Source organism: Psychrobacter sp. UBA3480 (genome assembly GCF_002377945.1).
In the GTDB taxonomy this organism is placed as follows: Bacteria; Pseudomonadota; Gammaproteobacteria; order Pseudomonadales; family Moraxellaceae; genus Psychrobacter.
Genome location: NZ_DFQV01000017.1, coordinates 54426 through 70003, shown reverse-complemented (window position 1 = coordinate 70003; position 15578 = coordinate 54426). Strand labels below are relative to the sequence as shown.

Here is a 15578-nt window from a genome sequence, read left to right as displayed (position 1 = left end):
TGAGGTAGAAAACAAGAGTTTCAGACAGTTTGCATTTTTGCCCTATATTTTATGGCGTATTTTTAGTAAAATCCTTCTTTACCAATTGTTGATGAGTACTATGACCAAGTTTATATTTGTGACCGGTGGGGTAGTGTCCTCACTAGGAAAAGGTATCACCGCCGCTTCTCTTGCTGCGGTCTTAGAAGCGCGTGGCGTGACTGTCACGATGACCAAGATGGATCCGTATATCAACGTCGATCCAGGTACGATGAGCCCATTTCAGCATGGTGAGGTGTTTGTCACCGAAGATGGCGCAGAGACAGACTTAGATTTGGGTTATTACGAGCGCTTCTTGCGTCACTCAAAAATGAGTAAAAGTAATAACTTTACCAGCGGCCGTATTTATCAAAATGTTTTAAATAAAGAACGCCGTGGTGAATACCTTGGCGGTACGGTACAGGTTATTCCGCATATTACTGATGAAATCAAAAACAAAATCCTTGCCAGTGGCGAAGGGTATGATATCGCTATTATCGAAATTGGCGGTACCGTTGGTGATATCGAATCACTTCCGTTTATGGAAGCCGTACGTCAGATGCAAGTAGAGCTTGGCCGTAATAGAGCTATGCTAATGCATCTTACTTTAGTACCGTATATTGCTAGTGCTGGTGAGACCAAAACCAAGCCGACACAGCATTCAGTAAAAGAGCTGCGCTCTATTGGCCTACAGCCTGATATCTTAATCTGTCGCTCTGATCATCACATCTCTCAAGACAACCGTCGTAAGATTGCGCTATTTACCAACGTTGAAGAGCGTGCGGTAATCATGTGTGAAGATGCACAAAGTATTTATCAAATCCCGCGCACGCTACACGAGCAAGATCTTGATGATTTAATCTGTGAGCGTTTCGGTCTTGATGTGCCTGAAGCTGATTTGAGCGATTGGGATAAAGTAGTTGAAGCCCAGTTGAATCCAGAAGGAACAGTGACTGTTGCGATGGTCGGCAAATATGTCGAGCTTCCAGATGCTTATAAGTCTATCAACGAAGCATTGCTACATGCAGGTATCACGCATAAAGTAGACGTGAAGATTGACTACATCGATGCTGAACGTCTAGAAGATGATGACACTTTACTTGCTCAGCTAAATGATGCTGATGCTATCTTAGTACCAGGCGGTTTCGGTGAGCGCGGTACGATGGGTAAGATAAAAGCCATCACTTATGCTCGTGAAAACAACGTTCCATATTTAGGCATTTGCCTTGGTATGCAGTTGGCTGTGATTGAGTATGCACGTAACGTACTTAATATTAACGCCAACTCTTCTGAGTTTGATCGTAAGACAGCTGAGCCTATCATTGGTCTAATCACTGAATGGTTAGATGAGCGCGGCGAGCTACAGATTCGTAGTGATGATTCAGACCTTGGTGGCACGATGCGTCTAGGCGCACAGCAAGCAGAGCTGGTTTCTGGCAGTAAGCTAAGCCAAATTTATGGTGCAAGCAATATCACTGAGCGTCATCGCCATCGCTATGAGATGAATAACCGTTATATCGAGCCGTTAGAGCAAGCAGGTATGACCATCTCTGGTTATTCTGCCAAGCAGCATTTGGTAGAGTCGGTAGAGATCTCTGAGCATCCATGGTTTGTCGCTGTACAGTTCCATCCAGAGTTCACTAGCTCACCGCGCGGTGGTCATCCACTGTTTAACAGCTTTGTAAAAGCGGCTAAGAACCACAGCGAAGCAAAATAGCTCTCAAAATGTAATATATATTGAAAGCGTTTATTATAAAAAAGACTGATCTTCGGATTGGTCTTTTTTTGCTTAATCCAAACTGTTAGTAGTTATTAACAAGTCAATCCTCATTAATAATGTCTAATTACGCTTGCATACTTTTTTTAATCAGCCTATCGGTTACAATATGTGATAGAGATATTAATAACAAAATAAGAGGTAATGGCTTCATGGAAAACTTATTGACTGCACAATCACATATCACGCTCAACACTCCTAATAACGATACGATTAACATTGGTAACGACCAGCCTTTTGTATTGTTCGGTGGTATGAATGTTTTAGAGTCTAAAGAATTGGCATTTGAGATTGCTGAGCAGTATGTTGATATCTGCAAGCGCTTGGGTATCGGCTATGTTTTTAAAGCGAGCTTTGATAAAGCCAACCGCTCAAGTCTACATTCATATCGTGGGCCTGGTTTAGAGCAAGGTATCGATTGGTTAGGTCAGATCAAAGAAAAATTCCAAGTACCGATTATCACTGATGTGCATGAACCACATCAAGCAGCACCAATCGCTGAAGTCGCTGACATTATTCAGCTACCTGCATTTTTGTCGCGTCAGACAGATTTAGTGCATGCGATGGCAAAAACAGATGCCATTATTAATATCAAAAAGGCGCAGTTTTTGGCTCCTCACGAGATGCGTCATATCGTCAATAAGTGCCTAGAGGGTGGTAATGATAAATTGATACTTTGTGAGCGTGGTAGTGCCTTTGGTTATAATAATCTGGTCGTAGATATGCTTGGTTTTGATACCATGAAGCAGATGGATATACCGGTATTCTTTGACGTGACGCATAGCTTACAACAGCCAGGTGCACGTAGTGATAGTGCTGGTGGACGCCGTGAGCAGATTACAACGCTTGCCCGTGCAGGTATGGCTACAGGGTTGGCAGGGTTATTTTTAGAAGCGCATCCAAACCCAGAAACTGCGAAATGTGACGGTCCATGTGCGCTGCGTATGAGCCAACTAGAGCCTTTCTTACGTCAACTTAAGCAAATTGATGATTTGGTTAAAGGTTTTGAAGTATTGGATACTCATTGATACGGTACGTGATAAGAGGGCTATACAATGGCAATTCAGATGGCGCAAGTAAGCATCGAAAATATCGATGATGTAGAAGGCTTAGATAGCGTAATGACCGCGCTTAAGAACATCTCAGGCGTGACGGCTATTAATTTGGATCCTAAGCATAATGTCGCAACGGTAAGCTATGATGATACAGATACTAGTATCCATGCCTTAACAGCGGCGATTAGTATGGTGGACTATGTGACTCAGCCATTTCCGATTGATTCACCGCAGAACCCGCACCATAACGATTTATAATTACAAATAGCTATTGCTATAAATTTGCCGATGAGCTCTTTTACGTGTTTATTAATAAGTTGCTGTCTCGTTAATAGCATCTCGTTAATAAAGCAACAACCAAACGGTCTTGTTGTCGAGGATAATAGGGCTTATGCTTATTTAATGTAGCTTTGATAGTTGCTCTTACTTTGATAACTTAAAAAATATCAAAGTTATCATTAACAGAATAACTATTAGAGTTGCTCATTACTAATAAAAATAAGGAGCCCAATATGGCAGATCAAACACGTATTATTAAAATTGATGGTATGACTTGTGGCGGATGCGTAGCAAGCGTACATACAGCAACAGCCGATATTGATGGATTAGAAACTATTACCGTTGACCTTGCTGATAACCTAGCGACGATAACCTTTGATGATAGCAAAACCAGTGCAGAGGCTATTGCTTCAGCTATTGACGATGCTGGATTTGAGGCGACAGTTGCTAACTCATAAATTCCATCACTTATTTACAGAACCAGCTAACATGTTATTACAAGCATGATAGCTGGTTTTTTAATGATTAACGATTACGAGTATTCAGTCTCGATACTTTGATACATGGCTACTTTGTCTAAAATGCTCATACTGAATACGATATAACCTAATTGCTTTATTTGAATTTTTTGCCTACCCACTGATATTTTATCGTGGTTCCTACAAATTTATAGGCACCATGACGAGTTTTATTTATGAACGATACCAACCGTACTACCAAAGATAAGTCTTATGATGTCGAAACTGATGTTGAGTCCAACATGCCACTGACACCGCAACGCGCGCATTTGCAATTAGCGATTGACGGCATGACTTGTCAGGCCTGCGCCTCAAGAATTGAGAAGGTGCTTAACAAGAAGCCTTCAGTGTATGAGGTAAGTGTGAGTTTTGCTGGCGAGACTGCCAATGTCGATTATGATCCGACCCAAACGACGCCCGAACAGGTGACGGAGTGGGTGAATAAAACAGGTTTTGTTGCCAATGTGCAGGCAGCCGATAGCTTATTTGCTCAGACTGACGAAGATACCGCCACTCAATACCCATGGCGTTTGATCGGATTGTGGGTTTGTTTGGTGCCGTTTTTGGTGGGTATGGCAGGTATGTTGACGGGTTTTGGTATGGCGTGGATGCCGCCGGTCTGGGTGCAATTTATTTTAGCGACCATAGTACAGTTTGGTTTGGCGTTGCCGTTTTATAAGAGCGCATGGGCGTCTATAAAAGGTGGCCTTGCCAATATGGATGTGCTGGTGGTCATCGGTACAGTAACGATATGGGCATATTCGACTTATCTATGGCTCACGCACGGCGATGGTACTTTAAACAGTCTATTGCAAAGTGGGCATCTGGGCGGACACGGTGCTGGTAACAGCCCAGCCGTATATTTTGAAGCAGGGGTGATGGTCATTGCCTTTGTACGTACAGGTAAATATCTTGAGGAACGTACCAAGAAGCACAGCCTAAACAGTATTGATTTATTACTGTCATTGACACCTGATGAAGTAGAGCAGCAGCAGCCAAATGGTGAATTTCATAGGATTGCGTTGTCTGATGTGCAAGTGGATGACGTCTTACGTGCAAAACAAGGTAGCCGCGTCGCTACAGATGGTACCGTCATAGAAGGCAGCGGTTGGTGCGTGGAGAGTCATTTAACTGGCGAGTCGGTAGCTCTCAAAAAAGAGCAAGGCGATGGTTTGCTAGCAGGTGCCTTGGTAGAGAATGGCAGTCTGTTATATTGTGTCAGTGCGAAGGGTAGTGATACTAAGCTTGGTGATATGGTACAAGCGTTGAGTGATGCACAAGGCTCAAAAGCCAATCTAGCGCGTCTCGCGGATCGAGTAACGGCTATCTTTGTCCCCGTAGTAGTAACGATTGCGTTGGTTACTTTTGGGGTCACATGGTGGCTAACAGGTATGGTTGATACTGCTTTAATGCATGCAGTATCAGTCTTGGTTATTGCTTGTCCTTGTGCACTTGGTTTGGCCACGCCAGCAGCGATCATGGCTGGTATGGGCGTTGCCGCGCGTCATGGTGTGTGGTTCAAGGATGCGCAAAGTCTTGAGGCAGCAGGTAATATAGATACGGTAGTACTCGATAAAACAGGTACATTGACTATTGGCAAACCTACTATCGTCGATCATGTCATGGTGGATAAGTCGCTTGCTGTTGATGATGTATTGCAGATTGCGGCCAGTGTCGAGGCGCATGCCAGTCATCCACTAGCAACTGCCCTCGTCAATACGGCTAAAGACCGTCAACTGTCTCTATTTAATGTGACTGACATCAGTGTGATAAAAGGCGCTGGTATACAAGCAAATATCGAAGGTCTTGGTCTGATAAAAGTGGGTACGGCAGAGTTTGCGAACTTGACGTTACCAAGATTCATGCCAAAAGTATGGCAAATTGCCAGTACCGTTGCGATTAGTATCAATGATGAGCCACTAGGTGCGTTTGCACTAGCCGATGACTTAAAGGCAGATACGCCGCAAGCAATCGCTGCACTACAAGATGCGGGTATCAATGTCATTTTGATGAGTGGTGATAAGCAGTCCGTCGTCGATCATGTAGCAGGGCAGTTGGGTATTGATAAGGCTTATGGCAAGATGAGCCCGCGTGACAAGGCCAGTCAAATTGCACTATTGCAAACTGCTGGTCATAAGGTAGCGATGGCAGGAGACGGCGTCAACGATGCGCCAGCGATGGCTACTGCCGATGCCAGCTTTGCGATGTTTGAGGGAACTGATGTCGCTCAGCATAGTGCCTCTGCACGGCTAATGGGTGAGTCGCTCATGCATATCGATGCGGCACAAAAAATCGCTCAAGCAACGCTACGCAATATCAAGCAAAATCTGTTTTTTGCCTTTATTTATAACTGTCTTGGTATTCCGCTTGCTGCATTCGGGTTTTTGAATCCGATGATTGCTGCCGCTGCTATGGCGCTTAGCTCCATCTCAGTACTCATGAATGCACTACGATTGACACGGTTTAAGACAGAGGTTGAGCTAGATGATACGGTATCCACCTCTCATACGGATAATAAGCGCATAGCGAAATAGTAGCTATTATATTTGCTTTAAGCTTCTATAAATATAAACAGACAGCCACTGCATATATGTATCTCTAAGATTGTTTTTATCACTGCAAGTCGGTGTAAGATAAGGGAAGTTTGGTAAAATATATGCTATGATGCCAAGCACTATAGCCGACTATTAATCTGCTTTATATCCCTCTAATTGCTAGGTAACGATAGCCACAAGATAGAAGGGTATAAAGGGTTTTTAGAATTACGCGCTATATGATATTTTGCTTTATCTTTTTTGTATGCTAGCTGCCGTTATTTATCTCACAAACTTGGCATGACCAAAGGAATTAACAGACATTATGTACGCTGAAGAAACCAACAACGTCACCGCAATTAAAGACATTCGCGCTCGTGAAATTTTAGACTCGCGCGGTAACCCAACTATCGAAGCCGATGTTATTTTAGCTGACGGTACTGTCGGCCGTGCTGCTGCTCCAAGTGGCGCATCAACAGGCTCACGTGAAGCGCTTGAGTTACGTGATGGCGATAAGACCCGCTTTATGGGTAAAGGCGTCAAAAAAGCCGTTTCTAATGTCAACAGTCAAATTCGCAGTGCCTTGATTGACAAAGATGTGACTGAGCAACAGGCTATTGATGATGCCATGATTGCGCTAGATGGTACAGAAAACAAAGAAAGCTTGGGTGCCAATGCCATGCTAGCTGTGTCACTTGCGACGGCCAAAGCGGCAGCCAAGTCACAGAATCTGCCATTACATCAATACATCGCTAATCTACGTAATCAAACGTCGTTGACCATGCCTGTGCCGATGATGAACATCTTGAACGGTGGCGAGCACGCGGACAACACGGTTGATATCCAAGAGTTTATGATTGAGCCTGTAGGCTTCACTAGCTTCTCAGAAGCGCTGCGTGCTGGTACAGAGATTTTTCATAGCTTAAAGTCTGTATTAAAATCACAAGGTCTAAACACTGCCGTTGGTGATGAAGGTGGTTTTGCACCGAACCTACGTAGTAACGAAGAAGCCATCACGGTTATCATGCAAGCGATTGAACAAGTCGGCTACAAAGCTGGTGAAGATATTCATCTTGCGCTAGATTGTGCGGCTAGTGAGTTTTACAAAAATGGTCAATACGTTTTGGCAGGCGAAGGCAATAAAGCCTTTGATAGCCAAGGGTTCTCAGACTATCTAGTTGGGCTGGCACGTCAGTATCCGATTATCTCTATCGAAGACGGTCTTGATGAGTCGGATTGGGATGGCTGGAAGTATTTGACCGAGCAGATTGGCGATAAAGTCCAATTGGTTGGTGATGATTTGTTTGTGACCAATCCTGCGATCTTGCAAGAAGGTATTGATAAGCATATTGCCAATGCTATTTTGATTAAATTTAACCAAATTGGCACTTTGTCAGAAACGCTAGATGCGATTTATATGGCTAAGAAAAATGGCTATGCAACTATCATTTCACATCGTTCAGGTGAAACTGAAGACAGCACCATTGCAGATTTGGCAGTTGGTACAGCGGCAGGTCAGATCAAAACTGGCTCACTATGCCGTTCAGACCGCGTAGCGAAGTACAACCAATTGCTACGTATTGAGCAGCAAGTACGTGCAAGCTATCGTGGCCGTGAAGAGTTTATCGGTCTACGTGGCTAAGCGTCTGACTGGCTCTTTGGCGCGTAATATGCGTTAAGTAATGTACGCTAAAAAGCCTAGACTCATCAGCTGAAGTCAATACTTAGGCGATATATAATCATTTGTATATCGCCTAATCAGCTTAAACTTTACTATTCTCTTTTATACCGTTTGGCGTTATCACCTTATGAAATATTTTAGCCAATTTATACTACTTGCTTTAGCCGTTGCAGTGCTTTTAGGATTGCAATATCAGTATTGGTTGGGTGAAAATGGCCGTTTTGAACACAACAAGTTGACAGCTCAAATTGAAGAGCAACAACGTTTGAATGACAATCAAGTTGCAGCAAACAACTTACTACGCACCGATGTTCAAGATTTAAAAACGGGACTTGAGGCCGTAGAAGAGCATGCTCGCTTAGATTTAGGTTTAATCAAACCCAATGAGACTTTTGTCCAAGTATCCACCGCACCAACCACGCACAGCAACTATTAGCTATTACGAATATACTGGCTCTTACAAATAGACTATTTTTCACGGCATGACTTAATTTTCATGACGTAGCATTATAATGTTGTTACCTGACACCATTCATTATACTTAACACCTGCTTTATTCCTCTTTACATATACTGTCATGGGCTCAAACCATGAGTACACTACTATGAATACAACCCCTAATATACATGCCATGATTGTCGCAGCTGGTCGCGGCAGCCGTTTTGGTGCGTCTATTGCCAAACAATATACAATGCTAGAAGGTCAGACGCTATTGCAACATAGCGTGGCACGACTTGCTTGTAGTGATTACATTGATAATTGTCTATTGGTCATATCAGCCGATGACGGCACGGCTCAGCAGTTAGAGTTTGCCCTTCCTATAAGCTATGCAGTCGGCGGAGCGGAGCGTTGGCAGTCAGTACAGTCGGGCGTTGAAGCAATTAGTCAGACAGGTGCTGATGATTCAGATTTGGTGCTTATTCACGATGCAGCACGTCCCGCTGTACCAAGTTCAGATATCGATCAAGTGATTGAAGCAGCGATGTTGGAGCCTTACGGCGCTATTCTAGCGACACCAGTGGCCGATACGTTAAAAGCTTCCTATCAGCAAGCTACTTCCGCAGAAGAGAGTCGTGCACACTCTTATACCAAATCTACCATTGATCGTAGTAACATGTGGCAAGCACAAACCCCGCAAGTATTCCGTTTAGGTCAATTAAAAAAAGTCCTAAATCATGTGTTTGAACATCAGCTAAGCATCACAGATGAGGCCAGTGCTTTTGAACAACTAGGTTTACCAATACGCTTAGTCTCTGGTAGTCGCCAGAATATAAAACTGACCTATCCTGATGATGCGGTACTGTTAACAGCGATTATGGCGCTTCAGTCTTAGTTTCAATTCTACTTCCGCTAACGAGCATCAATTTTACTCCTTTTATACTTAATGGTGGCCATAATAAGTATTAGGGCTTCAGTAGCCACTATATCCTCGTTAGACTTTTCTGTACTATTCTTAAAGATTAATTCAAAAATGAACTATTACTAAAGCCTATACCAAGAATATATATAATCTACTTTGGGATATAATATGGTTATTACACATGTTTTTTGTGTCTGAGCGGGCCTATGTCCAGTAATAGGTTGCTTTAATGACCAAACTAACCTATGATGTAACTAACTTAATACAATTAATATAAAAACTTATAAAATCAATAATATATCAGACCGATTCATTACGCTTAGTTATGTTGTCTCTATATTTTTTCTGAAGTTAGTATGATTGTTTTAGCGACATTTACCTGATAATAGGGAGAAGCTGATTGTCAACAATCAACGATTCAACAAATCCAGTAACGACAGATTTCTGCCAGCTTGTATATATAAGCCGGATTACCTCTACTGGTCTTTCAAGTCCTAGCACGCTTAATGATATCTCAGAGACCGCGGTTGAACGCAATCAAATAGATAATGTCACGGGTATTCTTTGCTATGGCAATGGCTACTTTTTACAGTGTGTCGAAGGCTCAGAGCAGGCACTAACCAATCTAAAAAATCGTTTGTTGGTGGATGATCGACATAAAGAATTAAAGATTTTAGATTTTTCTGAGATTACCGAACGTCGCTTTGCCAGTTGGTCATTACGTTCAATTACCCTTGAGCGTTGGATGACTAAAGAGCCTGAGCTTAAAAAGTTAATGCCATTTAAGCCTTATGAGTGGGATTCTAATGAGTGGCAGAAGTTCTTGGACGTGCTGCAGGGCTACTATGAAGAGCAAACGAGAACAGGTAACGTCGATACGCCACCTGTCAAATATAGTACGCTAGGGGTCACTTTAAGTAAGGTTGTAGGGCAGCATCAAGCGTTCTTTTTAATCCAGACGATATTGGGATTAATGATAGTGGCTACGTTGCTATGGTTACTGCTGTAATCGATAGATATGAATAAAGTTCCCCTTGAGCCAAGCTATATTTATAGTTAATAAGACAACCAAATAGAAAAAGCCAGCATTCAATTGATGCTGGCTTTTTTATTTAAAAGAATAAGTTAGCTCTTAATGACAGACATAAAAAAACCCAGTTCATAATTTATTATGAACTGGGTTTTGGTGGTACGCTTGTTAGTCTAATCTAATGCTAAGCAATAGTGCTAACAAGTGACGCCAAATAGTGGCGTCCCCAGGGGGATTCGAACCCCCGTTACCGCCGTGAAAGGGCGGTGTCCTAGGCCTCTAGACGATGGGGACTAGTAACAACACTTCAACTGCTTTCACCATTTATGCTGAAGTGGTGCGTATTTTAATAGCGTCGGCGCTTCCTGTCAAGCCTTTTTCTACGTCTTTTTAAAATTAAATATCTTTTTTTAATTGCGCGACGAGGATGTAGGTCATTTCGCTTTAAATGATAGCGAATCCATAAAGAAGTACAGGCACTAATCGTCAATGCGAGCAGCATATAACCGAGAATGGTGCCCCATAACTTGAGCTGTGGATCCATAATAAAGTCCCTCCTATTAATCTTGATAATGCTTACTATCAAGACAGTGTGAGCAACTTAAACCATCTATAGGATATAACTACATCGTTTAAGAGTGATATTTTATCATCAGACCGTTATTAATATCGAATAGAACAACTATGTCTGTAATCACGAAAATAGTTCCATCTATATATTATGATATCAATCATATCCCTATTGATTGCCAAATCAAGATGTCAAAGTCATCAAGTATTACAAATAGCACTATTATGTATGATTGGCAATATAGGATATGTGACTTATTGACTATCGCTATCAGCTGACTCTTCTTTCGCATCTTCATTGTGCAGCGCATTGGCCAACATAGGGTAGTTATTCAGTATATGACAAAATAGTTCAGCAGTCTTTTGAGTGTCATACAGAGCTGAGTGAGCATTCTTGCCATCGAACTCTAACCCTGCTGCCTTACAAGCACGTGCTAGGACGGTTTGACCAAATGCTAATGCTGATAAGGTGACGGTATCAAATACTGAAAAGTTATGAAATGGATTGTGGTTTTTGCTATTGGTTCGTAGCACAGCTGCATTCAAAAAAGCCAAGTCAAAATGAGCATTGTGCCCAATTAAGACACATTGACGGCATTCTTCGTCACGGCGTACGTCTTTTAACCCTTTAAAGATGCGGCGTAAGGCTGTTTTTTCATCTTCAGCAATGGCTTTACGCATTGGGTTTTTAGGATCAATACCCGTAAAAGCAAGCGCACTTGGTTCTAAGTTCGCACCTTCAAAAGGCTCAATATGAGCGTTGAAAGCTTCACCTGGATAAAATACACCTTGCTCATTCAGTAAGACGGGAATGCAGGCAATTTCTAACAGGGCATCAGTCTGGGCATTGAAACCTGCTGTTTCCACGTCGACGACGACAGGCAAGAACTTACGAAAGCGGTCTTTTAAGGCCATAGGTGCTTGCTCATCTGTCGCTGAAGCTGCATCTTCAGCGGAAGTGCTTAGAGTAGCATCAAGACTGGCAGATTTAGGGTTTGATAAGTCTTCGTCAGGCAAGGTCGCTATGTTTTGATTGGTCATATAAAGTTAAATCACTTTTATCAGTCGTACTAATATATTGAATAAGAAATAAGCATCCTATGATACTAACTGCACCTTTAGTACAAAGAAATCTACTACAAAGGTATCATCAATATCATAGGATAAAATAACAGGTCATTTATTGAATGCTAAGCTTTACGGGCGTTAAGCCTTAATTGACCAAGGTAGCGTCTCACCTGCCATTAGGGGAGTCAATGATGCGCCATCAAAATAAGGATAGTCAGTCGGTACTTGCATAGGCGTGTTAACAAGCGTGATGGTGCTTTCATTTAGAGGTAAGCCGTAGAACTGAGCGCCAAAACGACTGGCAAAACCTTCAAGCTTATCTATTTTTCCAATACTATCAAAGGCGGTCGCATACAAGGGCAGCGCCGTGGCTGCACTATAGCAACCGGCACAGCCACAAGCGGCTTCTTTTTTGTCTGTCGCATGTGGCGCAGAGTCGGTACCCAAGAAGAACTTTGGATTACCACTAGTAGCTACATCTAATAGCACTTTTTGGTGGCTCTCACGCTTTAAAATAGGTAAGCAATAAAAATGCGGTTTGATGCCACCCACCAATAAGTGATTGCGGTTAAACATCAAATGCTGCGGCGTAATAGTGGCAGCAACATGGTTACCTTGTGACAATACAAAATCTGCCGCATCGCTGGTAGTGATGTGCTCTACTACTATTTTCAACGTAGGGAATTTCACGATAATTTGTGCCAACACTTCATCTAAGAAACGCTTTTCACGATCAAAGATATCTATATGGTCTTGGGTCACTTCACCATGAATTAGCAATGGCAAATTGTACTTCTCTAATGCTTCAAAGACATCGACGCAGGCATTAATATTGGTGACGCCATCTGCGGAGTTAGTAGTCGCTCCAGCAGGGTAGAGTTTGACAGCTTGTACGATACCTGACTGCGCTGCCAACTCAATATCTTGGGCAGTGGTGTTATCCGTTAAATATAGAGTCATACGCGGATCGAAAGCTGACTTGCGCTCAAGACTTAAATCACTTGCTGCTAATTGCTCCATGATACGTGCGCGGTAGGCAATCGCATCTTGTGCATTTTTGACTGGAGGCACAAGGTTAGGCATACAGATGACACGGTTGAAGCTGCTTGCTGCATGAGGTACGGTCGTGCTCAAAGCGAGATCGTCACGCAAATGAATATGCCAGTCATCTGGCTGAAGGATGGTCAATTCTCTAATCGAATCAGTCATAGTGTCAAAGCGCTCTATATCGTCAAATAAAGGAAACAAAAGGGAGTAATACTGTGGGTCTATCATAACAGATTTGCCCACTTGACTAAATATAAGGCTAGATATCTGTACATAATTCATCGAGCTAAGATTAATATCTTATCTTTAAACGATGTTTAAATTCTGATGGCAAAAATGAGGTTGACTAGAATTTAAGTCAAAAGCGCACGCCTTATGGCAGTTAGACTTTTGCCCATAGTAAATATGATGTACACTGAGCAGGTAATTATCGTTCGACTTGCTTTCGATTTGATCGTCGCCTTTTCTAAAACTATATTTCATAATGGGAGTTCTTCATGGCTCAACTTGATCCAAAAAATATCAATAAAATCGTCTTGGCTTATTCAGGTGGTCTTGATACCTCAATCATCGCTAAATGGCTACAAGAAACTTATGATGCGGAAGTAATCACCTTTACCGCTGATATCGGTCAAGGCGAAGAAGTTGAGCCAGCACGAGCCAAAGCTCAAGCAATGGGTATCAAGCATATCCATATCGAAGATTTGCGCGAAGAGTTCGCTCGTGATTATGTATTCCCTATGTTCCGTGCCAATGCCATTTACGAAGGTGAGTACTTATTAGGTACGTCCATTGCTCGTCCATTGATTGCCAAGCGTTTAGTTGAGATTGCTAAAGAGCATAACGCCGATGCTATCAGTCATGGTGCGACGGGTAAAGGCAATGACCAAGTTCGTTTTGAGCTAGGTGCAGTCGCCTTATCACCAGATGTAGTAACTATTGCTCCTTGGCGCGAGTGGGATCTATCAAGCCGTGAAAGCTTGATGAAATATGCTGAAGAGCATGATATCGCAATCGATTATGCGGGCAATAAGAAAAAATCTCCTTACTCAATGGATGCTAACTTACTACACATCTCTTATGAAGGCGGTGTTCTAGAAGAACCGTATACTGAAGCAGAAGATGACATGTGGCGCTGGTCTGTCAGCCCAGAAGAAGCACCTGATGAAGCACAGTATCTAGAACTAGAATACGAAAAAGGCGACATCGTTGCTATCGATGGCGAAGCGCTTAAGCCTTATGAAGTCATGATTAAGCTGAATGAAATCGGCGGCAAACATGGCATCGGCCGTTTAGATATCGTTGAAAACCGTTACGTCGGTATGAAATCACGTGGTTGCTACGAGACGCCAGCGGGTACTATTATGCTAAAAGCGCATCGCGGTATTGAGTCGTTAACGCTTGATCGTGAAGCTGCCCATCTAAAAGATGAGCTAATGCCACGCTACGCAAAAATCATCTACAATGGCTATTGGTTCAGCCCTGAGCGTATGATGCTACAAGCATTGATTGACAAATCACAAGAGTATGTCAACGGTACCGTACGTGTAAAACTGTATAAAGGTAGCGTGAGCGTTGTTGGTCGTAAATCTGACGATTCATTATTTGATGAAAAAATTGCCACTTTCGAAGATGATGCGGGCGCTTATGACCAAAAAGACGCAGAAGGCTTTATCCGTCTAAATGGCCTACGTTTAGCTATCGAAGCTAGCCGTGGTCGCGATTTATCTAAGTAAGTCTTTTGGCTACTGATAGCCAATTCATAACTTAGATGGCACAACAAAAAAGAGACTCTATGTTGGTAGGGTCTCTTTTTTTTATGGTTAATAAATGATTGCTAAAACCATCACTTTTAGAATAGCTGTCTTAATAGTAAAACGCTTTACTCAGCTTTTTCTGTCTCTACAACGTCAGGTTCATCTTCATCTACCATAACGATGGCTACATCTTGCTGTTGGCGCTCATCAATGGCATCTTGTTCTAATACTTCTTCAGTTGCCAGTATCGCACCGTCAGACTTTTGCGATTGGTACTTTAAGGTAGCAAGTGCACCAAGGACACCGACGACAAGTATGATGATAAGAATGACAGGATTTTTCCATAGCGGTGTGGAAGCCTCATATTCGATGGGCTTTTCACTAGTGGTGGTCGGTGTATTGTCGTTATTGCCGCCGATTAATCCCAAACTTACTAAAGGCGGTTTAGGCGGATTGGCTGGTTCAGAGTTAACGCGCAGTCGATTTCGGCTAAGATAGATATCTGAGATTTTGGCTAATTGTAGCAGCCAGCGTTGATGTGGTAAGGCAACGGCATGCATGTCCGTAAATACCAGCATATCATTGTGACGACCTTGCTGTAGATTGTCAGGTGAGCGCCCAATGGCTTTTAAATAATTGCCTGTTGCCATTTGCATATCTTGCACAGGTTCATAGTTTTCAGGTTTGAATCCAGTCAGCTCATACCAGTAAGGATCAAAAGAAGGTGGAGTGCTTGATAGCTGCTCAGCATTTAATAAAGTACGTTCCGTATTACTCTCTGAGTTGTTCTCTATCGCTTCAACAGCTTCAGTAGTTGATTCGAGCAAGTCACTATTGCTTCCTGTCTCAGCAGATGAGGTATGCGTATGCTCTGGGCTAAATCG

12 protein-coding genes, 1 tRNA gene and 1 pseudogene are annotated in these 15578 nt (G+C 42.6%); 10 read left to right on the top strand and 4 right to left on the bottom strand.

Annotated features, from left to right (window positions below; genetic code table 11):
* Window positions 1–100: 100 nt before the first annotated feature.
* The 9 genes from B2863_RS06465 to B2863_RS06425 all read left to right on the top strand — a co-directional run bounded on the left by B2863_RS06465 (window position 101) and on the right by B2863_RS06425 (window position 10231).
* Window positions 101–1735, top strand: a complete 1635-nt coding sequence (locus tag B2863_RS06465) for a CTP synthase (protein WP_201568858.1) — start codon at window positions 101–103, stop codon at window positions 1733–1735.
* Window positions 1736–1947: 212 nt separating this feature from the next.
* Window positions 1948–2823 (top strand): 3-deoxy-8-phosphooctulonate synthase, encoded by an 876-nt coding sequence (gene kdsA / locus B2863_RS06460; RefSeq protein ID WP_296208389.1) that lies wholly within the window; start codon window positions 1948–1950, stop codon window positions 2821–2823.
* A 27-nt stretch (window positions 2824–2850) separates the two neighbouring features.
* A complete protein-coding gene (locus B2863_RS06455) occupies window positions 2851–3108 on the top strand; it encodes a heavy-metal-associated domain-containing protein (RefSeq protein WP_296208386.1) in 258 nt (85 codons plus the stop codon).
* 254 nt (window positions 3109–3362) lie between these two features.
* A complete protein-coding gene (locus B2863_RS06450; protein WP_057761178.1) occupies window positions 3363–3587 on the top strand; it encodes a heavy-metal-associated domain-containing protein in 225 nt (74 codons plus the stop codon).
* A gap of 236 nt (window positions 3588–3823) precedes the next feature.
* Window positions 3824–6181 (top strand): heavy metal translocating P-type ATPase, encoded by a 2358-nt coding sequence (locus B2863_RS06445; protein WP_414706898.1) that lies wholly within the window; start codon window positions 3824–3826, stop codon window positions 6179–6181.
* 325 nt (window positions 6182–6506) lie between these two features.
* On the top strand, window positions 6507–7823 hold the full coding sequence (gene eno, locus B2863_RS06440) for a phosphopyruvate hydratase (RefSeq protein ID WP_057761174.1): 1317 nt from the start codon (window positions 6507–6509) through the stop codon (window positions 7821–7823).
* Window positions 7824–7989: 166 nt separating this feature from the next.
* On the top strand, window positions 7990–8298 hold the full coding sequence (locus B2863_RS06435) for an FtsB family cell division protein (protein WP_057761172.1): 309 nt from the start codon (window positions 7990–7992) through the stop codon (window positions 8296–8298).
* Between the two features lie 168 nt (window positions 8299–8466).
* The gene (ispD, locus tag B2863_RS06430; protein WP_296208381.1) at window positions 8467–9195 is read left to right on the top strand and encodes a 2-C-methyl-D-erythritol 4-phosphate cytidylyltransferase; all 729 of its coding nucleotides are present in this window, start codon (window positions 8467–8469) and stop codon (window positions 9193–9195) included.
* Between the two features lie 427 nt (window positions 9196–9622).
* Window positions 9623–10231, top strand: coding sequence for a BLUF domain-containing protein (locus tag B2863_RS06425; RefSeq protein WP_296208378.1), 609 nt, complete (start codon window positions 9623–9625; stop codon window positions 10229–10231).
* Window positions 10232–10470: 239 nt separating this feature from the next.
* Here B2863_RS06425 and B2863_RS06420 read toward each other — a convergent pair.
* The 3 genes from B2863_RS06420 to pyrC form a co-directional block, all read right to left on the bottom strand.
* Window positions 10471–10546, bottom strand: a tRNA-Glu gene (locus B2863_RS06420).
* A gap of 531 nt (window positions 10547–11077) precedes the next feature.
* Window positions 11078–11737, bottom strand: coding sequence for a ribonuclease T (rnt, locus tag B2863_RS06415; RefSeq protein WP_101206451.1), 660 nt, complete (start codon window positions 11735–11737; stop codon window positions 11078–11080).
* A gap of 291 nt (window positions 11738–12028) precedes the next feature.
* Entirely contained in the window at window positions 12029–13099 is a 1071-nt protein-coding gene (pyrC, locus tag B2863_RS06410) for a dihydroorotase (protein WP_296208376.1), read from the bottom strand.
* 335 nt (window positions 13100–13434) lie between these two features.
* Between pyrC and B2863_RS06405 the strand changes: the two genes are divergently transcribed.
* Entirely contained in the window at window positions 13435–14673 is a 1239-nt protein-coding gene (locus tag B2863_RS06405) for an argininosuccinate synthase (protein ID WP_057761167.1), read from the top strand.
* 146 nt (window positions 14674–14819) lie between these two features.
* On the opposite strand, the pseudogene B2863_RS06400 reads toward B2863_RS06405, so the two are convergent.
* Window positions 14820–15578 (bottom strand): annotated as a pseudogene (locus tag B2863_RS06400) (hypothetical protein); the annotation flags it as partial.